22 protein-coding genes are annotated in these 23,227 nt (G+C 49.8%); 11 read left to right on the top strand and 11 right to left on the bottom strand.

Annotation, left to right across the window (positions count from 1 at the left end; genetic code table 11):
• Positions 1-202 precede the first annotated feature (202 nt).
• From AC5FX6_RS00420 to AC5FX6_RS00395, 6 genes are all read right to left on the bottom strand, one after another.
• Positions 203-1,534 carry a hypothetical protein gene (locus AC5FX6_RS00420; RefSeq protein ID WP_493595052.1) on the bottom strand — a complete coding sequence of 444 codons (1,332 nt, stop codon included), beginning with the start codon at positions 1,532-1,534 and terminating at the stop codon, positions 203-205.
• Between the two features lie 76 nt (positions 1,535-1,610).
• Entirely contained in the window at positions 1,611-2,018 is a 408-nt protein-coding gene (locus tag AC5FX6_RS00415; protein ID WP_493595051.1) for a hypothetical protein, read from the bottom strand.
• Positions 2,019-2,021: 3 nt separating this feature from the next.
• Entirely contained in the window at positions 2,022-2,918 is an 897-nt protein-coding gene (locus tag AC5FX6_RS00410; protein WP_493595050.1) for a cyanophycinase, read from the bottom strand.
• Positions 2,919-2,943: 25 nt separating this feature from the next.
• The gene (locus tag AC5FX6_RS00405; RefSeq protein ID WP_493595049.1) at positions 2,944-3,378 is read right to left on the bottom strand and encodes a hypothetical protein; all 435 of its coding nucleotides are present in this window, start codon (positions 3,376-3,378) and stop codon (positions 2,944-2,946) included.
• Positions 3,379-3,386: 8 nt separating this feature from the next.
• The gene (locus tag AC5FX6_RS00400; protein WP_493595048.1) at positions 3,387-4,262 is read right to left on the bottom strand and encodes a TIGR02587 family membrane protein; all 876 of its coding nucleotides are present in this window, start codon (positions 4,260-4,262) and stop codon (positions 3,387-3,389) included.
• Positions 4,263-4,270: 8 nt separating this feature from the next.
• Complete coding sequence (locus AC5FX6_RS00395) at positions 4,271-5,044, bottom strand: transporter (protein WP_493595047.1); 774 nt, start codon at positions 5,042-5,044, stop codon at positions 4,271-4,273.
• A 668-nt stretch (positions 5,045-5,712) separates the two neighbouring features.
• Here AC5FX6_RS00395 and AC5FX6_RS00390 point away from each other — a divergent pair.
• Positions 5,713-6,375, top strand: a complete 663-nt coding sequence (locus tag AC5FX6_RS00390; protein ID WP_493595046.1) for an outer membrane beta-barrel protein — start codon at positions 5,713-5,715, stop codon at positions 6,373-6,375.
• 7 nt (positions 6,376-6,382) lie between these two features.
• Positions 6,383-7,102 carry a hypothetical protein gene (locus tag AC5FX6_RS00385; protein WP_493595045.1) on the top strand — a complete coding sequence of 240 codons (720 nt, stop codon included), beginning with the start codon at positions 6,383-6,385 and terminating at the stop codon, positions 7,100-7,102.
• Positions 7,103-7,186: 84 nt separating this feature from the next.
• On the opposite strand, the gene AC5FX6_RS00380 is transcribed toward AC5FX6_RS00385, so the two are convergent.
• On the bottom strand, positions 7,187-7,927 hold the full coding sequence (locus tag AC5FX6_RS00380; RefSeq protein WP_493595044.1) for a (Fe-S)-binding protein: 741 nt from the start codon (positions 7,925-7,927) through the stop codon (positions 7,187-7,189).
• Positions 7,928-7,929: 2 nt separating this feature from the next.
• Positions 7,930-8,790: a hydroxymethylglutaryl-CoA lyase gene (locus AC5FX6_RS00375; protein WP_493595043.1), complete on the bottom strand. Its 861-nt coding sequence runs from the start codon at positions 8,788-8,790 to the stop codon at positions 7,930-7,932.
• Between the two features lie 278 nt (positions 8,791-9,068).
• Here AC5FX6_RS00375 and AC5FX6_RS00370 point away from each other — a divergent pair, with 278 nt between their 5' ends.
• The 3 genes from AC5FX6_RS00370 to AC5FX6_RS00360 all read left to right on the top strand — a co-directional run bounded on the left by AC5FX6_RS00370 (position 9,069) and on the right by AC5FX6_RS00360 (position 12,113).
• Positions 9,069-10,499, top strand: a complete 1,431-nt coding sequence (locus AC5FX6_RS00370) for an aldehyde dehydrogenase (RefSeq protein WP_493595042.1) — start codon at positions 9,069-9,071, stop codon at positions 10,497-10,499.
• A 118-nt stretch (positions 10,500-10,617) separates the two neighbouring features.
• The gene (locus AC5FX6_RS00365) at positions 10,618-11,010 is read left to right on the top strand and encodes a hypothetical protein (RefSeq protein ID WP_493595041.1); all 393 of its coding nucleotides are present in this window, start codon (positions 10,618-10,620) and stop codon (positions 11,008-11,010) included.
• A 53-nt stretch (positions 11,011-11,063) separates the two neighbouring features.
• Entirely contained in the window at positions 11,064-12,113 is a 1,050-nt protein-coding gene (locus AC5FX6_RS00360; protein ID WP_493595040.1) for a CNNM domain-containing protein, read from the top strand.
• A 95-nt stretch (positions 12,114-12,208) separates the two neighbouring features.
• Here the strand turns inward: AC5FX6_RS00360 and aceA are convergent, their stop codons facing one another.
• Entirely contained in the window at positions 12,209-13,489 is a 1,281-nt protein-coding gene (aceA, locus tag AC5FX6_RS00355) for an isocitrate lyase (protein ID WP_493595039.1), read from the bottom strand.
• 21 nt (positions 13,490-13,510) lie between these two features.
• Positions 13,511-15,103, bottom strand: coding sequence for a malate synthase A (gene aceB / locus AC5FX6_RS00350; RefSeq protein WP_493595038.1), 1,593 nt, complete (start codon positions 15,101-15,103; stop codon positions 13,511-13,513).
• Positions 15,104-15,255: 152 nt separating this feature from the next.
• Between aceB and AC5FX6_RS00345 the strand changes: the two genes are divergently transcribed.
• From AC5FX6_RS00345 to AC5FX6_RS00330, 4 genes are all read left to right on the top strand, one after another.
• Entirely contained in the window at positions 15,256-16,737 is a 1,482-nt protein-coding gene (locus AC5FX6_RS00345) for a helix-turn-helix domain-containing protein (RefSeq protein WP_493595037.1), read from the top strand.
• Positions 16,738-16,836: 99 nt separating this feature from the next.
• Positions 16,837-18,399 carry an exodeoxyribonuclease VII large subunit gene (gene xseA, locus AC5FX6_RS00340; protein WP_493595036.1) on the top strand — a complete coding sequence of 521 codons (1,563 nt, stop codon included), beginning with the start codon at positions 16,837-16,839 and terminating at the stop codon, positions 18,397-18,399.
• Entirely contained in the window at positions 18,392-18,658 is a 267-nt protein-coding gene (gene xseB / locus AC5FX6_RS00335) for an exodeoxyribonuclease VII small subunit (RefSeq protein WP_493595035.1), read from the top strand. The genes xseA and xseB overlap by 8 nt, the downstream gene beginning before the upstream one ends.
• A gap of 17 nt (positions 18,659-18,675) precedes the next feature.
• Positions 18,676-18,876 carry a hypothetical protein gene (locus tag AC5FX6_RS00330; protein ID WP_493595034.1) on the top strand — a complete coding sequence of 67 codons (201 nt, stop codon included), beginning with the start codon at positions 18,676-18,678 and terminating at the stop codon, positions 18,874-18,876.
• 79 nt (positions 18,877-18,955) lie between these two features.
• Here AC5FX6_RS00330 and AC5FX6_RS00325 read toward each other — a convergent pair whose 3' ends face one another.
• Positions 18,956-21,163 carry a bifunctional alpha,alpha-trehalose-phosphate synthase (UDP-forming)/trehalose-phosphatase gene (locus tag AC5FX6_RS00325; RefSeq protein WP_493595033.1) on the bottom strand — a complete coding sequence of 736 codons (2,208 nt, stop codon included), beginning with the start codon at positions 21,161-21,163 and terminating at the stop codon, positions 18,956-18,958.
• Between the two features lie 285 nt (positions 21,164-21,448).
• On the opposite strand from AC5FX6_RS00325, the gene AC5FX6_RS00320 reads away from it, so the two are divergent.
• Both AC5FX6_RS00320 and AC5FX6_RS00315 read left to right on the top strand, forming a co-directional pair.
• On the top strand, positions 21,449-22,531 hold the full coding sequence (locus AC5FX6_RS00320; RefSeq protein WP_493595032.1) for a mechanosensitive ion channel family protein: 1,083 nt from the start codon (positions 21,449-21,451) through the stop codon (positions 22,529-22,531).
• 34 nt (positions 22,532-22,565) lie between these two features.
• Positions 22,566-23,165, top strand: coding sequence for a DUF2179 domain-containing protein (locus AC5FX6_RS00315; RefSeq protein ID WP_493595031.1), 600 nt, complete (start codon positions 22,566-22,568; stop codon positions 23,163-23,165).
• Positions 23,166-23,227: the final 62 nt, after the last annotated feature.

The following is a 23,227-nucleotide window of genomic DNA, read 5'->3' as shown; positions in this document are numbered from 1 at the left end:
GGATTAGCAGTAGCAGAAGCTCTCCTCCTGGGGGTAGGGGCCCTCGACAAAGAAGGGAGCAGGGGTGGGTTAATCGTGCACACTAAATGAAGCTACTATACCTATCAATTACATCTGATGCTTCCATTTAAAGATATATAATCCTTATAAAGCTGCAGTAGACATAGGAATCCTCTTTCTTAAAAATCTAATCCAGACCTTATTACCCCCTCTTAAGATACTTCTTGATACAGTGCAGTGCTCCTGACTTTTCTGCGAAGGGGTTGAAATCTTCCAGCTGGATAACTTTAAACCCGAGCTCTTCCCATACCTTTTTGTTCGCTTCATCTGTCTTGCGTAAGTACTCCCAGTTACCGTGGCCGTAGGTGGGTAGCCAAACTGTTTTTTCAGATTCGCTTTTGATCTCTACGATGGCATTGTTGGAGGTAGCGTAGTACCAACTTCTTCTCTTTTCTTCGGGATTGTCCACGTAGGTCAGGGGAAGTGGGTTGCGGATCACCTCAAAATCGAGACGCTCGAGCTGTGCCGCTACGTCGTCAAATACATCAGGTATAGCATAGGTTGTCAATTCTTCACCGAGCACTGTTGCCGCCATGCGGGTATCGCCAACCAGCACCTGATACCTGCCTGCTTCATTACGACCAGCCAGCGTGATGAACATGTCGATGTGAAAAACGGGTTGTACCGTACCTTCCACGTTCTGCGTGTGCATGGTCTCTGTCCACTTCTCCCCGTTGAGTTTAAACTCCTTTTCGGCCTCGTGCGGCACATAGAGCAGACTCCCAACCGTAATAAAGCGGCGCTTATGATCAAGGTAATCACTAAACAACTGCTCCAGCTTTTCAGTTGCCAGGTTGCTCTCGTCGGGTAACAGCACCCCTCTCAGGTCGAGCATCGTGTCTACGATGTAGTCTGCCCCCATCAGGAAAAAATCGTCACCTATGAGTAAGTTGCCGCCCTCAAAATAGAGCGGTGCTTTCACGCGGTTCAGCCCCAAAGACTTGCTGAGGAAATAGCCGGTATAATCGTCTGCGGCGCGGCGATGAGAGTGGGGTTGCACAATGTACAAACTGCCATCCTGTTTGTCCTCCACCACCTCATAATCGTCCTCGGCCCATACCAGAATTTTGATATCATCGGGCACTTCATGGAACCGGACCCGTTTGAGCATACCCTGCTCCGAAAACCATTCTTTCAGTTGTTTTCTGGTATCGCCCCCGGACGGTACCAACAGGTGAAATACGGTATAGTCAGGTAGTTTCCCGAACAGGTCCCGGTATACCTGCCAAAGCGGATTGTCGTCATACTTCATGACATAGGAGGGCACCGTGAAAACCATTGCCTCCAGGCTGCCATCGGCGCTGGGTACCAGGCTGGGTTGCTGAGGCATCTGACCATATTGTTGGAGTATAGTCATGGCGATGGCCCGGCGCTGCATTCCCTCTTTCGGCAAATCCTGTCGCGATTCGCTCGAGAGTTCTTCTATCAGTCTGTAGTGTCTACGCCTGATTGGCCGTGCTGCATCGTTGCTCATAGGTATAGGGGAAGTATAATTTTATAGAATGTGTAGCATACGTAAACCATGTATTGTTTAGCATAAACCGGTGTGATTAGCCACTCTTATTTTTTTCTACAGTAGCATCACGTTCGTATACCTGTGCCATCCCCTGCTTACCTGCCCAGATCCAAAGGATAATCAAAATGAGTTCTGCCAGGGCGTCGAGCAGGTATATGTCCCAGATTACGTCACGGAGGGGGTAATAGGCGCTAACAAACCCTAAACCTGCCGCTCCAGCCATGCCCAGCCATTTTATTTCGGCTGTGACGGTTTTACGAAAACCAGCCAAAAGCAACACCAGTCCTACCACTGCAATCAGAATACCGACGGTACGCACTAACCAAAGATCCGTTTTAGGACCTGTCACCCACAGGAAGCTTGGCATGTGCAGCAATGGCCACAGGCCTGTGACTGCCCAGTAGACACCCTGTATCTTAGCTATGCGTGCCAGCCGGTTCACTGCTTAGATATGTAACTGGTCGTAGGTTGGCAAGGCATAGGCATCGCCATTAGACAAAAGGTGTACACGGAGGTTACGCACTGAGAAGGGCTCTCCTGTGCTGATCTCATAGATATTGGTATCTGTGATGCCCATGCCATCCACCACGGTGACCAGACCGGTGCCGAGTACGGTTATCTCGGTTCCTTTGGTGACGCAGATGGCGGTGTCCTCCTCCAGCCCGATGCCGATGCAGCCCGGATTCGTGACGATGCACTGCGAAACGCGAATGATGCGCCCCCGCTGTATGAAATGCGTGTCGATGGCTACATTCTTCAGAAATTCGAGACCGGTTGTAATGCGTACGTCTCCTTTGATGTAGCCTCCCTGCGTTTCACCTTCATAGATCATGGGGGTGGACATGGCCGCAGCCCCGGCGCTGGTGCCGGCAATGATAAAGCCATCGTCATAGGTATAACGCTCTTTCATGAGCTGTAGCACCGGAGAGCCGCCCAGTATAGCGGTCAGACGCAGTTGGTCACCGCCCGTGAACATGATCCCCGCCGCACGCTCCACGATATCACAAAATTCCGGTTTTCTCGCATCGAGCCGGTTGCGAATGTCAATTACTTCGACATTCTTTACACCCAACTTAGTAAACGCTTCTATATAATCTTTTGCTAACTCCTCTGGTTCAGTAGAGGCAGTGGGCACTACCGCAACCATCGGGTCTTTTCCTTTAAGCGATTTCACGAAGAACCTAAGTATTTCTTCACTCTCAAAATCACTGTTTTTGCTCTGCTCCTCAGACAGTTCTTTCTTTCCTTTGTCCTCGCTTCCGCCAATGGCGAGCAGGCAACCTTTGGGCACCGGGGACTCTTGTCTGTGCTTATGGCGATCTGATACTTTTTTCTTAGTCATAGCTACCAGTTATCTCTACTGTAAATTAGGGTCGTTTATAACTCATTACACGGGCTACCAGGGTATCTGCACTGGCTGGATCTTCCTTGAAATTTACCCAGCCTTCCCGTTTTGATTCCTTTGGGGCAAAGGCAATATGAAGCTGCGCACTCTCTACTTCCTTTCCTCCGCTTTCAATGGTAAGCTCCACTTGCACTTCCTCTGCCGTTTCGCCTCCCCTGTTGTGCACCACTACCCGGTAGCGCTGTGGCGCATGCGGCGATGGGTCATGGAAATACGCGACTGCCAGGTCAGGGGAAGATGGCTTGTCGGTATAAGCCTGGTAACCCAGGTATACCAGGATGGCCAGCACGAGCAAAAAGCTGACGCTAAATACCGTCCATTCCAAAGCATTTTTATCATCGTCCTCTCCCGCCCCATTCGACTGTCTTTTTCTATCGTTATCTTCTTTTTCTGTCATTTGTCAGGTTACTTTATCAGCAGGCGTCCTGCCGATGCGCCCAGGCTGGCTAACACGCCCAGCACGATGCACTGTGCAAAAGCTATTTCAAAACTTACGCCTTCGAAGCGTCCAAAAAACCAAAGCAGGAAAGCCGAGGCCGCCAACGCAGTAAGGTAGCTCAGACAGGTATCAAGCGTGATGGCGAAAGCCAGATTACCCTGCTTGTGATGCCCTGTTCCTTTAAAATCGCTGAAATAAACTACCACCACACTGATGAAGAGCGAGAGCAGGGCCATGAGCAAAATATGCACGGGCTCAGCCCCGCCTGCCAGCACAACGACTTCTTCGGTAGGAGCCACGTTACCACCCACGATCACACTGCCACAAAGCGCCAGCACCACCAGGCTCACCTTGCTCCGTAGCCCGGTACGCCACCCGGCTTCCTTTGCTTCTGCCTGTACTTCATCCTCCTCTTCCGGTTCATCTTCCGGACTACCCAACTGGGCTGTCCCGATCGATACCCCAATGGAAACGGCCATGGCTTCGATAATGACCTTCCCCATGATCTCGTCCATGGACATCTCTCCAAACCGAATGATATTGAGCACATAAAGAACCCCAAACGCCAGCACGATGCCTAGCCCCATCTCCTCCACTGAGTCGATGAAGACGCTGCGCCAGGAAGCCCCTTTGCGCATGCCCGCATAGCGGTTGTACCCGAGCAGCAGCAGGTAAGTGACGATGACCATGATCAGCAACTCGAAGGGTTTGGCTATGAAACCAGCCCACCATACCTCCATAGTATAGAGCAAAGGAAAACTGAACAGGAGTCCTCCCGCTATACCGCGAGCGTACTCTTGGAGCGATTTCCGGACAGGTCTTATTTTTTTGTTTTCTCCCATATGCTCTCTCAACGAGGTAACCGAAATACCAGGCCCGAGGTGATGAAACTGTGCGGTGCTGCTTTGTTTAGCCGCCGTCCTGCTGCTACATCAAACTGCAGATTGGGTAGCAGTAGGTATAGTATGCCCACATCAGCCTGATGTTCTGCGGTCTCGCCTTTGCCTTTACTTCCGAAAGCCTCCAGGTATAGCGTGAGCTTCTCTGTGAGCTCGCGGGTGATGTTGGCCCCGTACGATCGCACCGGGTCTCCTTCGGTCCAGCCATAACCCAGGTTATAAGTGAGGTCCGTTTTCTCTGATATTTCGTGACTAAAGGCCAACCCGAACTGAGGTTCCGGATTATCCGGCTTGAACACCTCGCTGGCAACGGGCAGCGTCAGCATAGCCATGACGGCAGCCTCCGGGCGCCAGCCGCTTTCTTCCCAGAGTCGTATTTTCGTGTCTACACTCAATGGCCCCCAGCCTTTGATATGCCGCTCCGATCCATTCTCAATTACAGAATCCTTGGCAGCCCCATGCAAGCGCAACTCAATACCGTCCAGCAAGCCAAAGCGTATGAGCGCCGTTGGATAAGCATGCGTTCTGATGCTTGCGTTTAGCTTTTGATAATGATAGCCCGCCTCCAGTTGCAGATACCCCCGGGGCACGATGCCAGGTCCCTGTGACTTGTCTGGCCTGTCAGCATCCAGCTCCTCCTGTTCGCTCTGCGCCAACGCGGGTGGCACGAGAACGAAGAGCAGCAAACTGAGCAGCCCCAGTACAAGTGATTTATTTAATTTCATAGCCATGAACCTGTCGGTGCATTTGTTGCGCTGTATACGCTGAAGCAACGCATAAGTAAGGTATAGCCATTACAAATACCGATTTTCACGGACTGGGGACGCATATTTAACGCAACTCAGCTCATTAATGGTAAGTGTTGTAAAAACTCATAGAAAGCCCCAAAGAGAGCTAAAAATTCTCAGCAGCAAATAGTTTGGGAAAAGAGAGGGATTGGCAAGAAAGGAGAAAAAAAGGGAGTCGGTTCCAACCGCCTGCAATTTAGAATAACAGATACCGACTCCCCCTATAAACATGCACAAACCGCTAAACGCACCCCAGATAGCGGTAAGCCCATGATCATTTTAAAAACAACGTTTGTTTCAGCAGCTTTCTCATGAAGAGTGCGAGCAAGTGGTTCAACCAACCTAAAACCAAAGCTCTGAACTGCCTTATGCGCGTTTTGTTTTCTTATACGATAACAATTTTGGGGAAGTGAACCTAAAATGCACTAATTGACTGTAATTGAGTGATTTTCAGTATTACCAACCTTGTTGCTACGTGTTTTTACGCAGTCATTATAAGCAGAGGAGAAACTAATAAGCCGTCAAATTCTTCATTAAAATATACTATTATCTATATACTGGCATATTTATTGCCTTTTTCGGTCCTAAACCTTAAAAAAACAAACATGAAGAAAATTTTTACAACAGCAATGCTGGCGTTGCTAAGTGCCGGAGTCTATGCCCAGACCGCACCCCAAACAGCACAGGGCTCTATCGTTTTATCAGGTTCAGTGAGTTTAGATAACAGTGCATCTGAAAATACAAGCAATCATTCTAACAGAAAGGACATTTTCCGTTCCATTAATTTGTATCCCTCGGTAGGTTACTTTGTAAAAGATGGCCTTGAAATAGGCACAGGTTTGGGTTTAAGGCATCAGACAAGTATAAATGAAATGGAAGAAGTTAAATCTACAAACACGACTAAAACGATAAGTCTCCAGCCCTACGTCCGGAAATACATTCCACTTTTTGAGCAGCTTCAGTTACACGGTACCGCTTATGCCTCTTTTGGAATTGGTAACCAGACTGCTAAAAATAATCATAGCTCATCATCGAAGGTTGTAAGTACACACAACAGTTTAGGTATAGGTGTCTATCCAGGCTTGACTTATTTTGCCACACCAAAGCTTGGATTCACAGCTGTTTTTGGCAACATCTCTTATGATCGCAGCAGAAGCAAAGCGAAACAAGAACATTTTCCCGGTTTGAGCAGAAACAGCAGCTCTTTCAATGCTAATTTTTCTCCTAGCAGCATAGGAATAGGTTTCAGTTATTTCCTTTCACGCTAAGCTGATCATGATGAAAAAACTGACTTTATTAGCTTTTACCATGCTGCTAATATCCGGCGTGCAGGCGCAAACTACGAAAGGAACGATTGTATTAACCGGAAAAGCGGGTTATACCCAATCTAAATCTAAAATCGACAGAGCTAAAGACATTCCATTCTCTGAGTTTGAAAATTATAACTATGCGGTATCCCCTTCTATTGGCTTCTTGATCAAAGATAACCTGGAAATCGGTGTGACTGCACACAGGTATACGTATGTTTCCAAAGACATAAGGTATAACGAAAATGGCTCAAATAGCTGGAAGGGGAGCCAAAAAGACAAAGGGGTGAGCATATATGCCCGACAATACAAGTACCTAACAGAGAAGGTGGCTTTGCACGCCACACTTTCAGTCGGAGTTAGCAAGCTGGAGAACAGCGACAATAGCAGTAGCTCGCATGAAATTTACAAACATAGTAGTACACATGCGTATGATAATACCTCACTGATGGGATCCTTTTCTCCTGGTCTCACATTTTTTGCTTCCAGAAAGCTAGGACTTACAGCGAGTTTGGGCGCGCTCACATTTCAACACGTAACGACCAATGCTGTAAATGAACGCAGAGATTATTTTATCTCGCCTGATTTCCTGGAAAGAAAGGAATCAACTATAAAAAAGAATGTCCTACAATTCGATTTATCAAGTCTGCACCTGAATTTTGGAATAGCGTATTTCCTCGGAAAATAAACGTCTTATACCTGCATTAAGCGACGGCCTCACCCTTCTTCAGAGTGAGGCCGTCGCTTAATGCCTATATCGGTGGTTTATACCTTACCAGCCACTGGCCAGCACATCAGCAATGTGCATGGTCTTAATAGGCTTTTTGTTTTTCTGGATATAGCCGTTCAAATGCATTAGGCAGCTGCTATCAGTTGAGATGATATAATCGGCACCGGTGGCCAGGGCGTTTTCTACTTTCTGCTCGGCCATGGCCACTGATATGGACTCGAACTTTACGGCAAAAGTACCACCGAAGCCACAGCAGGTTTCAGTATCTTCCATCTCAATCATTTTTAAGCCGTGTACCCCTTGCAGGAGTGCACGTGGCCCTTCCTTGATGTGGCACTCGCGCAGACCACTGCAGGAATCGTGGTAAGTGGCCTTGCCATCCAGACGGGCGCCCGGCACCTGAGATACCTTCAGTACATCCGTCAAAAACTCCGTCAACTCAAACACCTTTTTCTGCATAGCACGGTACTTCACCAGCTTCGATGATTTCACGAAGATATCCTGGTAAGCGTTGCGCACCATACCGACGCAACTAGCAGAAGGTGCCACGATGTAATGCGACGTTTCATTTGAAAAATCGTCGAGAAACTTATTGGCTACCTCACGGGCTTCGTCAAAAAAGCCGGCATTGAAAGCAGGTTGACCACAGCAGGTCTGGTTTGGGTTATAGTTCACTTCGCAGCCCAGCCCCTCGAGCACCTTGACCATACTCAGGCCTGTCTCAGGATGTAGCTGATCTACGAAGCAGGGAATGAAAATATCTACAATTGTTCTTCTTGCCATAATCAGGAGAAAACAGAGCCTGAAGCTGCCAGTGCAGCAGCGAAAGCCTCTTTGTCGAGTTTCAAATTTAAGGCATTATTTTCGAAGTAGCTGACCAAATTTTCAGTCGCCATGTTCCCCACGAGCTCATCCTTGGCCATCGGACAACCACCATACCCGCGCATGGCCCCGTCGAACCGGCGACAGCCCGCCTGGTAGGCAGCTTCCACCTTCTCGTGCCAGGTAGTCGGTGTGGTGTGCAGGTGCGCCCCGAATTCAATGTGCGGAAAAGCGGGCACCAGTTCGCTGAACAGGTAGGTAATATTTTCCGGATCAGAAACACCGATGGTATCAGAAAGAGAAATGATCTTCACACCGAGCTTATCGAGCTCTTTCACAAAGCGAATAACTGTGGCAGCATCCCAGGGGTCATTGTAAGGATTACCAAAGCCCATAGAAATATAAGTAACAAGCGTTTTGTTCTGGTGCTGGCAGATATCCTGAATCTGAGCAAGTTGCGTCATGGCTTCAGCGATACTCTTGTTGGTATTGCGCTGCTGAAAAGTTTCGGACACGGAGAGCGGAAAGCCCAGGTAATCGATTACTGTATATGAAGCTGCCTCCTCGGCACCCCGCACATTGGCGATGATGGCCAGCAATTTGGAACGGGTCTTCTGCAGGTCCAGTCCGGCTAATACTTCTGCCGTGTCAGCCATCTGCGGAATAGCTTTAGGTGATACAAAACTACCGAAGTCTATGGTGTCGAATCCAACCTGGAGCAGTTGGTTGATGTAATCTATTTTAGTCTGTGTAGGTATAAAATCCTGCAACCCCTGCATGGCATCGCGGGGGCACTCGATTATTTTGATAGTATCGTCTGTCATGGGAGCGAGTCTGATCGTTTTGTCAAAGATACAAATTAGATTCAACTCAAATTATTGCATTCATTCTCAATAAACTTTTATATCTGCTTGTATTATCCTATATTTTGATGGGAAAAAGAGTCTGGCACTTGCATGAGTCGCTACGACAATTGCTTAACACTTTGCTCTTTCAGGACAAACTACTTGTTTAGGCTCTATCTCCAAATAATAACTTTACCGGCCGACCAGCTTCCGACCAAAAGCTGGCTTATGCATCCAAACCCTAACATTCACCCGCTATGAACGCAACAAACACATTTGTAAACAAGGTCAGCACCATCCCGGAAACAGACCCGCAGGCTGTGCAGGCGCTGCTGCAAGAGCAACACGCCTACTTTGCCGGAGGGCACACCCTGGACATCAGCTTCCGGAAAGAACAACTCCGACGACTGCTGGAGGCTGTGCGCAGTCACGAACAGGAGCTCATTGATGCCATGTATGCCGACTTCCGTAAGCCAGCTTTTGAAACCTATACTACCGAGATCGGTTTCGTCGAAAAAGAACTGCAACTTATGCTCAAAAATATTGTACGCTGGGCAAAGCCACAGGCTGTCGGGGAAACGCTGCTCAACTTTCCGGCCCGCAGCTACATTTACGCACAGCCTTACGGTGTTACTCTGATCATAGGCCCCTGGAACTATCCGCTACAGCTGGTGCTCAATCCCCTGATCGGTGCCTTGGCGGCTGGCAATTGCGCCATTATCAAGCCATCGGAGCTTACCCCAGCTACTTCCGCCGTTATCTCACGACTGATTTCCGATACGTTTGACCCACGGCTGGTCGCCGTGATTGAAGGGGGCGTATCCACTACACAACACCTGCTGGCACAGCGCTTCGATTATATTTTCTTCACGGGCAGCACCCAGGTAGGCCGCATTGTGATGAAAGCTGCGGCTGAGCATCTGACTCCAGTCACGCTCGAGTTGGGTGGCAAAAGTCCTGTGATCGTGACCGAAGACGCTGACCTGGGGCTGGCGGCACGCCGTATCGCCTGGGGTAAGTTTATGAATGCCGGCCAGACTTGTGTGGCCCCTGACTACCTGCTGGTGCAGGAACAGGTGAAAGACGAGCTGATTGAGCAGATGCGCATTGCCATACACGAATTTTATGGTGATTCTCCCCGCCACAGTCCCGATTTCGCCCGCATTGTCAACGATCGACACTACCAGCGTCTGAGCAGCTACCTGCAGGACGGTGTTATACGCATAGGCGGTCAGCATGATGCTGAGAGCCGGTACATTGCTCCAACATTGCTGGACCAGGTGAACTGGCAGCACCCCATTATGCAAGATGAGATCTTTGGCCCCATACTACCTGTACTTACTTATACACACTTGAACGAAGCTATCCGGCTGGTAAACAGCAAAGAAAAACCCCTTGCACTATACTTCTTTTCGTCTGATAAAATACAGCAGCAGCGTGTGCTGGAAGAAGCGCATTTTGGAGGCGGCTGCATCAACGATACCATCTCACATCTGATCAACCCGAAACTGCCATTTGGTGGCGTAGGTGAAAGTGGTGTGGGGAGTTACCATGGAAAAGCCAGCTTTGAGCTATTCTCTAACCAGAAAAGTGTCGTGCACCGCGGAACCTGGATCGACCTCCCGCTTCGCTATCCGCCCTATGGCAACCGGCTGTCTTACATCAGAAAGCTGTTCAAATGGTTGTAAACCGAGCTCGCTTGTTAGCTTGCACTATCATGTAGCCACGCCATAGCACTTCACGTATGAAAATAAATAGGGGCATTGCCGTATAGGTGTTGTACACCCTCATATACCTGATAAGACTATGGAAAACCTGATTGAATACCTGGACGAATCACTTGTTCCGCTGGAGGAGAAAGTGAAAGATTACCTGCATGTGGAGCGCGACATCCGACTGCTGGAAGTGGAAGTACTGTCACTACAAAGCATGAAGCCTGACTTTGATCCGGAGCACAATTTAGAGCAACAGCTGACCGATGAGCAACCACAGAATTCGCTAAACGACAAAGAGCAGAAGTTAAAAGATTTGCTCGAAAGGTATAAGGACCTGCAGCAAGAGGTAATTTCGATGCTGCCAGAGCAGAATAAGTTTATTGAGTTGAATCTGGGCTATGGGCCTAGCATGGTGGGCTATTTTACAGTGGATCCGGAAACCCGCACCCCGCTGGATGAACCAGTACTGCGAGTAGTGCACTAATTCACTACCTTTGATAGTCATTCAAGGGTTAATCTATACCTCATTCAACTTACATGGGATTACTCATTATATACCTTTCGATTGCGCTTATTTTTTCTTTCCTATGCTCTTTGCTCGAAGCGGCTTTGCTCAGCATTACCCCTTCACATGTGAGCATAACAGCACAGGAAAATCCAACGATAGGTAAATACTTAAAGGAATTCAAAGAAAATATTGACCGGCCCCTGGCCGCCATACTCACTGTCAACACGTTTGCACACACTATTGGCGCAGCAGGTGTAGGTGCACAAGCCCAGCTGATCTGGGGAGAGGAATACCTTTCGCTTATCTCAGCTATTCTAACCATCATCATCCTCATCCTATCCGAGATCATACCTAAAACACTGGGCGCTAACTACTGGAGGCAGCTAACACCGTTTACAGTGACTACGCTGCGCATCATGATCTACTCGCCGCTCTACCCGCTCATTATCCTCTCGCAGTTCATTACCAAGCGTTTGAAGCGTGACAAAGATAAAAGCGTACTTAGCCGCGCCGACTTTACGGCTATGGCCGAAATTGGTATCAAGGAAGGTATTTTTAAAAGAGGAGAGTCGCAGATATTGCGTAACATTCTGCGCTTTAACCAGGTTTTAGTGCGCCATGTGATGACTCCGAGAACCGTGATTTATGGCGCGCAGGAAGAAATGCAGATAGTAGACTTTTTTAAGCAGGCCAAGACGTTGCGCTTCTCCCGCATCCCAGTGTATCAGAATAGTCTGGACGACATCAACGGGTATGTCCTGAAAGACGAGGTGCTCTCCAAACTAATTGACGACCAGGGGCACTTACCATTGAAAACCATTCGCCGGGATATAGAAGTGGTGACCGAGTACATGCCTATACCTGAGCTCTTCAGTCGACTGCTCAAAGAGCAAAACCACATTGCGCTGGTAGTAGACGAGTATGGTGGCACAGCTGGTATCGTGACGATGGAGGACATTATTGAAACACTGCTAGGTATGGAGATCATGGACGAGATGGACAACGTGGAAGACATGCAGAAATGGGCACGTGAAAACTGGGAGAAACGAGCCAAGGGCATCGGGTTTAAAACAGAGTAAGTCGCTGCTCTCCTATACCTGCCATACGATACAGACAGCAAACCCCACTCTCTATTCAAGGGTGGGGTTTGCTGTTTAGAATCACCTGCTATTGCTTAATGAAATTGTTCTTCTTCTGTCGAGCCTACTAAGGCCGCTGTGGAGGCGGTTCCTGAGGTCACGGTATTTTGGATAGCATCGAAGTAGGCAGTGCCCACAAAAGACTGGTGCTTCACCGCTTTGAAGCCCTCTTTTACCAGACCGAACTCACGCTCCTGCAACTCAGAGTAGCCCGCCATACCGCGTGCTTTGTAGGCTTTGGCCAGTTCGAACATGCTGGTGTTGAGCGCATGGAAACCGGCGAGCGTGATGAACTGGAATTTATAACCCATCTTCGCCAATTCCTCCCGGAACGTTTCCATTTCCTCTACGCTCAGTTTGGCAGCCCAGTTAAAGGACGGAGAGCAGTTATAGGCCAGTAGCTTGCCCGGATATTCGGCATGGATAGCCTCAGCAAATTTACGTGCCTGCCCTAAGTCTGGCGTGGATGTTTCCATCCAGATCAGGTCGGCATAAGGTGCGTAAGCCAGACCACGGTTTATACCTTGTTCCAAACCGCAATTCACGCGGTAAAAGCCCTCACTGGTGCGCTCACCGGGTATGATAAATTCATGGTCGCGTGGATCTATATCGCTCGTGATCAGGTTTGCGGCATCGGCATCGGTACGGGCTACCAATAGCGTCGACACACCCATCACATCGGCGGCCAGCCGCGCTGCCACCAGTTTGTTGATCGCCTCTTGTGTCGGTACCAGTACCTTTCCGCCCAAGTGGCCGCACTTCTTGGCGCTGGACAGCTGGTCCTCAAAATGCACGCCGGCAGCACCGGCCTCGATCATCATCTTCATCAGTTCAAAGGCATTCAGGTTACCCCCGAAACCAGCCTCCGCATCGGCTACGATCGGTACCAGCCAGTCAATCTCCCCCTCCCCGGTCACACTCTGGATCTGGTCGGCGCGCAGCAGGGCGTTATTGATTTTCTTGATCACGTTCGGCACACTGTCCGCCGGGTATAGGCTTTGGTCGGGGTACATGTGCCCGGCCAGGTTGGCATCAGCAGCAACTTGCCAGCCGCTCAGGTAAATGGCGTTGAGACCAGCCTGCACCTCCTGCACAGCTTGGTTGCCTGTCATGGCGCCCAGACCAGCCACATAGTCTTCGGTGTGCAGCTTGTGCCACAGTTTCTCAGCCCCGTTGCGAGCCAGGGTATACTCGATCTTTACGGAGCCCTGCAGTTTGACAACTTCATCGGCAGTGTATGGTCTTTTTATACCTGCCCAACGTGGGTTCACCAACCAGTCTTGCTGGATAGCCTGAATTCTTTCTGTCTTGTTCATGGGAGTTTGGGATTTTGGAGTTTAATCAATGTATTTATAAGCCGGGAGTGTCAGGAAGTCGACGAAGCAGGTGGAGAGTACGAGCTCAGAGAAAAGCTGGGAGGCACGTTCGAAATGGCAATTTTTGAACATGGCCAAGCCTACCTCTTCTTTGATGTGCTCGGTTTCTTCTTTGATCAGTTGCAGCACGCGCTTTTCTGTGATGGGCTCGCCTTCTGCGGTATAGGTGCCATCGTGGTGTAGCCACTGCCATACCTGTGCCCGGGATATTTCAGCTGTGGCGGCGTCTTCCATCAGGTTATGAATTGCCGCTGCACCGGTTCCACAAAGCCAGTTGCCGATGTAAAGGATGCCCACGTTGATGTTGAGTCGCAGGCCGGCCTCTGTGATCTTGCCTCCTTCTATGGTGAAGTTGAGCAGGTCATCAGCTATTACCCTCACGTCTGCGCGCATCACTTCTTTCTGGTGCGGTTTCTCTCCGATCACCTTGTCGAATGCCTCCCGTGCCACCGGAATCAAATCCGGATGGGCCACCCACGTACCGTCAAATCCGTTTCTGGCTTCGAAGTCCTTGTCGGCTTTCACCTTCTCGAAAGCTGTTTTGTTCACGGCTGGATCGTGGCGATTCGGTATGAAAGCCGCCATACCACCCATGGCATGTGCGTCGCGCTTGTGGCAGGTCTGCACGAGCAAATCCGTATAGGCTTTCATGAAAGCCACCTGCATGGTGATGGCCGTGCGGTCCGGAAAGATCACATCCGGCTGGTTGCGGAATTTCTTGATGGCGCTGAAAATGTAGTCCCAACGACCGGCGTTCAGACCGACGATGTGCTCGCGCAGTTCGTACAGGATCTCGTCCATCTCGAAAGCGGCCAGTATGGTCTCAATCAGCACGGTTGTTTTGATAGTGCCAACAGGTATAGCCAAGGCCTCCTGCGCCGCTACGAACACATCGTTCCATAAGCGGGCCTCTAAATGGCTCTCCAGTTTGGGCAGGTAAAAGTAAGGTCCTGTGCCGCGGGCGATCAGCTCTTTGGCATTATGGAAGAAGAAAAGCCCAAAGTCAAACAAGGCGGCTGAGATAGCCTTATCACCGACTACCAGGTGTTTCTCAGTCAGGTGCCAGCCTCTTGGGCGCACCTTTAGCAAGGCTACCTCGTCTTTCAACTCGTATACCTTGCCATTCTGGTAAGTGATGGTGCGGCGCACGGCATCGTAAAGATTAAGCTGCCCCTGCACCACGTTTTCCCAAGTTGGCGAGTTCGCATCCTCAAAGTCAGCCATGAACACATCGGCCCCTGAGTTGAGTGCATTGATCACCATTTTACGGTCTACCGGTCCTGTGATCTCTACCCGACGCAGCTGCAGGTCAGCAGGTATAGCACCCACTTTCCAGTCCCCTTCCCGAACCTCTTTTGTTTCCGGTAGGAAATCGGGGCGCTCTCCCGCATCAATACGCTGTTGCCGCTCCACTCTTGCTTTCAAGAGCTCCTCTCTTCGGCTGTCAAAGCGCTCGTGCAACATGACCAGAAAGTCCACGGCTTCAGGTGTCAAAACTTGGTCTATCCCTTTTACAGGTGATCCTTTTACTTGGGCTGTGCTTTCAACTAACATAATTATAAACTTGAGGTGATGAATTGTGCTTTTATCATCTATACGCGAACAATCTACTTTTGGCGAATTTTCGCTAGATAATTTTTTTACGTTTTTAGGAAATAATCGCAAAAGCCCGTTTATTAGCATATAGACCACGAAAATTATTTTGGATGAGGCTACAGGAAGATGTTATCCGGCTTATACTCGGACTGAAAATCAAACAGTTAAGAACAGAAAAGAACATCTCGCTGACCGATCTGGCCACGACTACAGGTATATCGGTATCGTACCTCAATGAAATAGAGAAAGGTAAAAAGCACCCTAAGCCAAGCAAGATTGCCGTGATAGCGGATGAACTGGGCGTGACCTACGATTATCTGGTGTCGCTGCAGCTGAGCAAACGCCTGCAGCCGGTGGGCGAACTGTTGCAATCCAATATTCTGTCGGAGCTGCCGCTTGAGCATTTCGGTCTGGATGTGAGCCGATTGCTGGACCTGTTTGCCACAGCCCCGGCCAAACTGAGCGCATTCGTGAACACCTTGCTGGAAATCTCCCGTGCCTTTGACCTGCGGGTAGAGCAATTCTACTTCTCCGCCCTGCGCTCCTACCAGGAACTGCACGACAACTACTTTGAGGATCTTGAACTGGAAGTGGAGCGCTTTATGGAGGCACACGGCATCAGTCCAGAGTCTACGCCTACTTTCGAGGATCTGGCAGGTATACTCCAAGATTCATTTAACATAAAAATAGCAATAGATACACTCGACCAATATCCTGAACTGGCGCCTCTCCGTTCCGTTCACCTACCCGGTCAGGAGCCAAAGCTATTGCTCAACCCAAACCTGACAGCGCAACAGCGTGCTTTTGCAGTGGCCCGCGAGCTTGGATTTGAGGTGCTGCAGCTACATCCAAGGCCCCACACGTCCACGTGGGTAAAGGTGGGCTCGTTTGAAGAGGTGCTCAACAACTTCAAGGCCTCTTATTTTGCAGGAGCCTTGTTGCTCAACCGCGACCGGCTGGTGCAGGACATGCAGTCGTTTTTTGCGCAACCGACCTGGCAACCAAACTTACTGGTACAACTGATGGAGAGTTACCGCACTTCACCGGAAACGCTCCTGCACCGGTTAACCTCACTCCTGCCCCGTTTCTTTAGCATCAAGCAACTGTTTTTCCTGCGTTTCCACCACGATGCAGTCATCGACCGTTTTTCCCTGACCAAGGAGCTGCACCTCTCCGGTCTGCACAACCCGCACGCCTCTTTCCTGAACGAGCATTACTGCCGTCGCTGGATTTCGCTGACGCTCTTCGAGGAAATGGAACAGCACAAACAGGCTGGCAACTTCGAGCAACCGCTGGTAGGTATACAGCGCTCCTCTTATGTAAACTCAACTAACGAGTACTTGGTAATGGCTCTGGCCCAACCCACTGAAAGCATGAACGGCACCATTAGCATCGGCTTGCTACTCAACGAGAACCTACGTCGCAAAGTCCGTTTTCTGGACGATCCGGCCATCGGGCACCGCCTTGTAAACGAAACATGCGAACGCTGCCCTCTGACTGACTGCCTCGAACGCGCCGCCCCACCCGTAGTGCTGGATAAACAGCTGTGGCAGGAAAAAGTGATGCAGACGTTGGAGAAGTTGAAAGGATAAGGAGGCTTTCTGCCTTCCTACTTCTTAATAAATCACAAACAGGCCTATCGGCTTTCACTCAAAAACCCTATCTTCGGGTTTAGATTCTTCACCCTATTCATGGCTCAATTCCATTTCCGCCAAACTTCCGTTACGCAGGAGTTTAACGCTCCGCTTTCACTCCTTGAGCTGCACCAGCAGATCAGGGAGGAACTGGAGATGGCGTTTCCGGACAGCTACTGGGTGGTGGCGGAGATCTCGCAGGTGAACCCTGACCGGCGCAAGGGGCACTGTTACCTCAATCTGATCGACAAAGGCGACGATCCGAGGGGGGCACTGCAGGCGCAGGCGAGGGCGACGATCTGGAGTAGCCGCTTTCAGATGCTGGGGCGCTACTTCGAGGAGAAAACGGGGCAACCGCTTAAGGCTGGGTTAAAGATCCTGTTTCAAGCGCAGGTACGTTTCCATGAGCTCTATGGCCTTAGTCTCGATATTGTCAACATCGACGCGAACTATACCATCGGCGACCTTGCCAGGCAGCGACAGGAAACCCTGAAGCGACTGGAAGCCGAAGGACTACTCACAGCCAACAAAGAGCTGGAAATGCCACTTGTGCCCCAGCGACTAGCCATCATATCATCGGCGACAGCGGCCGGCTATCAGGACTTTATTCACCAGCTTGAAAATAACAGCTACGGCTATACCTTCGACACGCGACTTTTTCCAGCGACAGTGCAGGGCAACGAAGCGCCAGCTTCTATCACCAAAGCCATGGACATGATTGCCAGGTATAGCCATCTGTTTGATGCCATCGTGATCATACGCGGGGGTGGTTCGCAGACGGACCTGGGCTGCTTTGACGATTACAAGGTGGCCGCTGCCATTGGCAATTCTCCGCTACCTGTGATTACAGGTATAGGCCATGAGCGCGACGAAAGCATTGCCGACCTCGTAGCCCATACCCGCCAGAAAACCCCGACGGCTGTCGCGACATATTTGATAGACAAGGCTCGTTCGCTTGAAACAGAAATAGAAGGGTTGTTTGACAGCATTTACATGTTTGCCAGCAAGCAGCTACGTCTCACGACCGATCAGTTGGAGAGGCAGAGCTTAAGAATTTCAAATCGAACTAATGTCTACCTGCAGGAGAACCGCGAACAGCTGGATAGCTTTTCAAAAGCCCTGCTGCTCAAACCCAAGAGCTTCCTGGAGAACCAGAAAAACCTTTTGACGAATGCTGAAAGGCTGGTGCAGGCTTATACAAAAGACCTGCTACACCAACGCGGAAAGGAACTAAGCGAGCTAACAGTTTGTGTGGAGGGAATAGGCCAGCGCTGGCTGCACATGAAGGAACAGGACCTGAACAAGTTGGTTCATTGCATTGAGACTGAAGCCAAGGATAAGCACAAACGGAGTCAGCTAAGCTTTGTGAAATGCAGTGACCGCCTGCAGTACAGCGCCCAGAAAAAGCTAAGTTCTGACAGCCACCGGCTCGAAATGCTTGAGATGCGCATACAGGCCAATGACCCGGAGAAACTTTTGCTGCGCGGCTATACCTTGACCTTGCTCAACGGCAAGATTATCAAGTACATCGGGCAGGTAAAAGAGGGAGATATGATCGAAACGCGCCTGCAGGATGGCAGGGTGCACAGTTTAGTAGTAAATACAGACAAAGATGAATAGCAAAGACATAAGCAAAATGACTTACCGCGAGGCTACACAGGAACTTGAAGAGATCCTGCGGGCCATTGAAAGCGACTCAGTGGATGTAGATGAACTTACCCAGAAGGTGCAGCGCTCTTCCCTGCTGATCAAATTCTGCAAAGACAAACTGCGTCATGCCGAAAACGCCATCAACCAGGTATTCAACGAAGAGAACTGCGAGGAGCCGTCGTCAAAGTCTGAGAAAGGCAACAGCGCGAATGGCACCTTGTTTCAGTAGGTATAGCTATACTTCCAATGAAGAAATTTGCCATTGTACTGATTGTGCTGCTAATCGGCCTGACTATCCACAATGTAACGAAAATCGATTTTTCGGACTCTCTGACATCTGAGCATAACCAACATGTATATATGCGGTTAGTTGCCAACGTATTAGTACTGATATCACTGGTGCTCAGCTACCGCAGGTATAGCAAAAAAGCTGAAGATCAGCATTAATCGCATAGCATCACCTAAATGAAAAGCCCCGTACTGTTTCACAACAGCCGGGGCTTTTTCTGTTTCACTATAACTCAAATTACAACAGTTCTTTTGGTGTCTTTTTCTGTTTCAGCCCTATCAACCGTGACAAAAGTTTGCGGGCCTCTTCGCAGGTGTCCAGATGGTACTTGGCTACGGAATGGGAATTACCGATTTTCACCGTATAGGCTTCACGCGGCATTGCTTTGAAGATATCTTCATCGCCCCAGTCGTCGCCGATGGCCAGCACGAAGTCGTGCGGATACATGTTGAGCCAGTAACTCGTTGCCTTGCCCTTACTTACCTCCTGCGCCTTGATCTCCACCGCCATCTGGCCGTCGAGCACCTGCAGGTTGCTGTTGGTGGCCAGGAAGTTGAGGTGGCTCACCAACTCACGGGCACGCAACTCACCCAGACCTGTTTCTACACGACGGTAATGCCATACCAGCGAGTACTCTTTTTCTTCGATGAACGATCCCGGCGTACGGTCTACGTACAGGTCCAGAATAAGGCGGATGTCGCTTTTCCAGTCGTCGATCAGGCTCGTCATGGTCTGCCAGCCTGTGCCGCGCTGTTTTATCCAGACGCCGTGCTCGGCGATCAGGTCGATATTCATGTGCCCCAGCCAGCGTTGCATATTGTCTTTCTCGCGGCTACTGATCACAACAACCCGGTTCTTAGGATTGCTGCTCAGCACCTGCAGTAACTCCAGCAGGTCTTCATCAGGGGCGGCCATCAGCGGCCGGTTATGGTAATCGACCAGAGCGCCGTCATACTCCAGGAAGAAAAGTCGTGAACTTGCCTCTTCGTATGAGTTGCTGAGTTCGTGGTAAGTAGCCTCGTCCAGGTACGTAGTTGCCATGGACAGCTGCTTGATCTTCACATAAGAGAGGCGGTCCATGAACATGCTCACCCAGTGATGGATGTTATACCTGCGCAGTGATTCCTGCATGTGGCGCATGTGCTGCTGCTGCATTTCTTCCGGCATGGTCAGGGCCGTGTGCAGCGTATCCACCATTTGATTAATATCGTTCGGGTTGATCAGCAGTGCTTCTGAAAGTTCCTTAGAGGCACCGGCCATCTCGCTGAGAATAAGAACACCCTTCTGGTCCAACTTGCTGGCTACATATTCCTTGCACACCAGGTTCATGCCATCGCGCATCGGAGTTACCAGTGCTACGTCGGCCATGCGGTAAAAAGCGGAGAGCGTTTCAAGCGGGTATGAGCGGTAAAAATACTGGATCGGGTTCCAGTTCATGTGGCTATACTTGCCGTTGATGCGCCCTACCAGTTCGTCTACCTCATTCTTCAGCTCCTTATACTTCTCTACGGCGTCGCGTGAGGGAACCACCAGCATTACCAGCGTTACCTTTTCATGAAACTCCGGGTAGCGCTCCAAAAACAGTTCGAATGCCTGCAGGCGCTGGGGTATACCTTTTGAGTAATCCAGACGGTCAATGGAAAGCACGATCTTCTTGGAGTGCAGGTTGTTGCGGTACACCTTCTCTCGCTTCTTTACATCCTCACTGTCTGCCGTTTGTTCATACTTTTCGTAGTCGATACCCATCGGGAAAGAGTCGACAAGCATGGAGCGGTTACCGGTATTGATCCAGCCATGCGTACTGCCGTGCCCTACCAGTCGGTTGACAGAGCTGAGGAAGTGTCGCATGTCGTCGTAGGTATGGAAACCGATCAGGTCAGAGCCCAGCATACCTTCCAGCAACTCTTTGCGCCAAGGCAGGAGGCGGAAAACTTCGTAGGACGGGAACGGAATATGCTGAAAGAAACCAATGGTACTATCCGGCAGCTTATCGCGCAGCATAGAAGGCAGCAGCAACAACTGGTAGTCATGTACCCAGATCGTATCGTCGGGCTCAGCCACCTTCAGCAGTTCATCGCAGTACTTCTGATTTACCTCGACATAAGTTTCCCAAAGCTGCTGCTCGTAGATGGCGTACTGACTAAAGTAGTGAAAAGTAGGCCACAGCGTTTCATTGCTGAAGCCCTCATAAAACTCTTTTATTTCTTTGTCGGTGAGAAAGACCGGGTGCATGTTCTGCCCGTTCAGGTTTTCGACGATCTGCTGCTGCTGATCTTCGTCTTCTACTACCATGCCGGGCCAGCCGATCCAAAGGTTGTTTTTCTTTTTGTAGATTGAGCCTAACCCCGTCGCGAGGCCGCCCTCACTCGGTTTAAAATCAAGCCGTCCTTCACTTTCCTGTAGTTTTACAGGGAGTCGGTTTGATACAATAATCAGTTTTGCCATGTGATTATACCTTATGTCAGGCTTCTGCTGCTGCAAACCCAGGGTGTGAGCCAGCAACATTCAGTGTCCGGATTCAAAAAAATTCGTGGCCTGTTTGTGGGACAGGCAGTCTTTATAACATACGGATATACCCGCATACACGTTTTGACTATATAGCAATTATTCTATTAATTAAAAATTCCAATCTGACGCTGAAGCATTTAACAGTGGTCAGGGTACCCATCTTTAGGCATAAGCGTATGTGAGAGGCGAAAACAGGATGACCAACCACACTGTATCCTCACTATGCAACAATTATCCAATTTCATAGCTCAACTTGACCAACTAGCCATCGGACTTTTGATCATAGGCATTGCTATACTGGTCGGGTTGCTTGTAAAAGTGCTGCTTTTCTGGCTTCTGAACCTTTACAACCGCAATACGAGCCCTCAGTTGATGGCCTCGGTTACGAAACACCTCGACCGGCCCCTTACCTTTTTTATACCCCTACTATTTGCCGCGTTTGTGCTCAGCTCCACCCCTTTCACTCAAGCGCAATACTTCTTTTTCAGGCGATTGATTGAGCTACTCAACATTGCCGGATTCGGCTGGATTATGCTGCAGCTGGTTTTTGTGGTGCAGGACATGGTGCGCCTCAAGTACAACATCACCAAAGAAGACAACATACGTGAGCGGCGCCTGATCACACAACTGCAGTTTATTAAGAAGCTAGCCATTGTGCTGATCATTTTCATTACGGTATCGCTTATTCTATTGTCATTCGAACCTGTTCGCAAACTAGGTACGGGTATGCTTACGTCGGCAGGTATAGCCGGTATCATTGTGGGTTTTGCAGCGCAGCGTTCACTGTCTAATTTACTGGCTGGTCTACAGATCGCTTTCTCCCAACCTATCCGCATCGACGATGTGCTGGTGTTGGAAGGGGAATTTGGCCGGGTAGAGGAAATTACCTTGACCTATGTAGTGCTGCGCATCTGGGACAACCGACGTATGGTACTGCCGCTCAATTACTTCATCGAAAAACCGTTCCAAAACTGGACACGCAGCAGTTCTGAGATACTAGCCACAGTATACCTCTACCTGGATTACCGGGCTCCGATCGAAAAGATAAGGGCTGAACTGACACGCATTCTCGACAGCACGCCATTGTGGGATCGCCAGGTGCACAACTTACAGGTGACCGACGCCAAAGAACGCACCCTGGAATTGCGTGTGATGGTGAGTGCGCCTAGTTCCGGCACAGCCTGGGATTTAAGATGCCATATCCGCGAAAAACTTATTACCTTTATACAGGAGCAATACCCGGAAGCCTTGCCCAAGGTCCGCGCCTCCCTCGACCAGGAAATCATTTCTGACCGATCAGAGTAACAGCTTACACATTTGCCAAAGAACCAACTACCCCATGGATTACTTTAAAGGAATTGACCCTGAACTTGTCAACTGGGTCATTATACCTGTACTTATTTTTCTGGCCCGCATCGTCGATGTTACCCTAGGAACCCTCCGCATTGTTTTTATATCGAAAGGCGACAAACTAGTAGCCCCATTACTTGGCTTTTTGGAAGTGCTAATCTGGCTGGTAGCGATAACGCAAGTGATGCAGAACCTGAGTAATTTTGCTTCCTATTTTGCCTGGGCAGCCGGCTTTGCGACCGGTAACTTCCTGGGTTTGCGCATCGAACAGAAACTGGCGCTGGGTCAGGTAGTAGTGCGCGTCATCACTGTAGACTCAGGCGATCAGCTAATTGAACGCTTGGCTGGCCGTGGCTACCGCCTCACCGCCCTCGACGCCAAAGGCACCCGCGGCAAAGTGAACCTGCTCTTCATGATCGTCAAGCGCAAAAAGTTGCAGGAAGTCATCCAAATCATCCGCGACTACAACCCGAATGCTTTCTATTCTATCGAGGACGTGCGCTCCGTATCAGAAACCGATATGCCGGATGAGGAAAGCAAAAGCAGGCTCAGCATCTGGAAACTTTTCCCGCTGCGGAAGGGGAAATAATCCGTTCAGCTATACCTGTATAAACATCGCCCAAAAACAAAAAAAGAGCGTTTGCTCATAAC

This window comes from Pontibacter sp. LHS2, assembly GCF_058932845.1.
The sequence above is the reverse complement of the archived record's forward strand: the minus strand, read 5'-3'. Positions and strand labels throughout refer to the sequence as shown.

Excerpts from the sequence above, each read along its gene's own strand:
- AC5FX6_RS00420 (WP_493595052.1), bottom strand. The coding sequence starts at position 1,534 with ATGAGCAACGATGCAGCACGGCCAATCAGGCGTAGACACTACAGACTG.
- AC5FX6_RS00410 (WP_493595050.1), bottom strand. The coding sequence starts at position 2,918 with ATGACTAAGAAAAAAGTATCAGATCGCCATAAGCACAGACAAGAGTCC.
- AC5FX6_RS00405 (WP_493595049.1), bottom strand. The coding sequence starts at position 3,378 with ATGACAGAAAAAGAAGATAACGATAGAAAAAGACAGTCGAATGGGGCG.
- AC5FX6_RS00400 (WP_493595048.1), bottom strand. The coding sequence starts at position 4,262 with ATGGGAGAAAACAAAAAAATAAGACCTGTCCGGAAATCGCTCCAAGAG.
- AC5FX6_RS00395 (WP_493595047.1), bottom strand. The coding sequence starts at position 5,044 with ATGAAATTAAATAAATCACTTGTACTGGGGCTGCTCAGTTTGCTGCTC.
- AC5FX6_RS00390 (WP_493595046.1), top strand. The coding sequence starts at position 5,713 with ATGAAGAAAATTTTTACAACAGCAATGCTGGCGTTGCTAAGTGCCGGA.
- AC5FX6_RS00385 (WP_493595045.1), top strand. The coding sequence starts at position 6,383 with ATGATGAAAAAACTGACTTTATTAGCTTTTACCATGCTGCTAATATCC.
- AC5FX6_RS00380 (WP_493595044.1), bottom strand. The coding sequence starts at position 7,927 with ATGGCAAGAAGAACAATTGTAGATATTTTCATTCCCTGCTTCGTAGAT.
- AC5FX6_RS00375 (WP_493595043.1), bottom strand. The coding sequence starts at position 8,790 with ATGACAGACGATACTATCAAAATAATCGAGTGCCCCCGCGATGCCATG.
- AC5FX6_RS00370 (WP_493595042.1), top strand. The coding sequence starts at position 9,069 with ATGAACGCAACAAACACATTTGTAAACAAGGTCAGCACCATCCCGGAA.
- AC5FX6_RS00365 (WP_493595041.1), top strand. The coding sequence starts at position 10,618 with ATGGAAAACCTGATTGAATACCTGGACGAATCACTTGTTCCGCTGGAG.
- AC5FX6_RS00360 (WP_493595040.1), top strand. The coding sequence starts at position 11,064 with ATGGGATTACTCATTATATACCTTTCGATTGCGCTTATTTTTTCTTTC.
- aceA (WP_493595039.1), bottom strand. The coding sequence starts at position 13,489 with ATGAACAAGACAGAAAGAATTCAGGCTATCCAGCAAGACTGGTTGGTG.
- aceB (WP_493595038.1), bottom strand. The coding sequence starts at position 15,103 with ATGTTAGTTGAAAGCACAGCCCAAGTAAAAGGATCACCTGTAAAAGGG.
- AC5FX6_RS00345 (WP_493595037.1), top strand. The coding sequence starts at position 15,256 with ATGAGGCTACAGGAAGATGTTATCCGGCTTATACTCGGACTGAAAATC.
- xseA (WP_493595036.1), top strand. The coding sequence starts at position 16,837 with ATGGCTCAATTCCATTTCCGCCAAACTTCCGTTACGCAGGAGTTTAAC.
- xseB (WP_493595035.1), top strand. The coding sequence starts at position 18,392 with ATGAATAGCAAAGACATAAGCAAAATGACTTACCGCGAGGCTACACAG.
- AC5FX6_RS00330 (WP_493595034.1), top strand. The coding sequence starts at position 18,676 with ATGAAGAAATTTGCCATTGTACTGATTGTGCTGCTAATCGGCCTGACT.
- AC5FX6_RS00325 (WP_493595033.1), bottom strand. The coding sequence starts at position 21,163 with ATGGCAAAACTGATTATTGTATCAAACCGACTCCCTGTAAAACTACAG.
- AC5FX6_RS00320 (WP_493595032.1), top strand. The coding sequence starts at position 21,449 with ATGCAACAATTATCCAATTTCATAGCTCAACTTGACCAACTAGCCATC.
- AC5FX6_RS00315 (WP_493595031.1), top strand. The coding sequence starts at position 22,566 with ATGGATTACTTTAAAGGAATTGACCCTGAACTTGTCAACTGGGTCATT.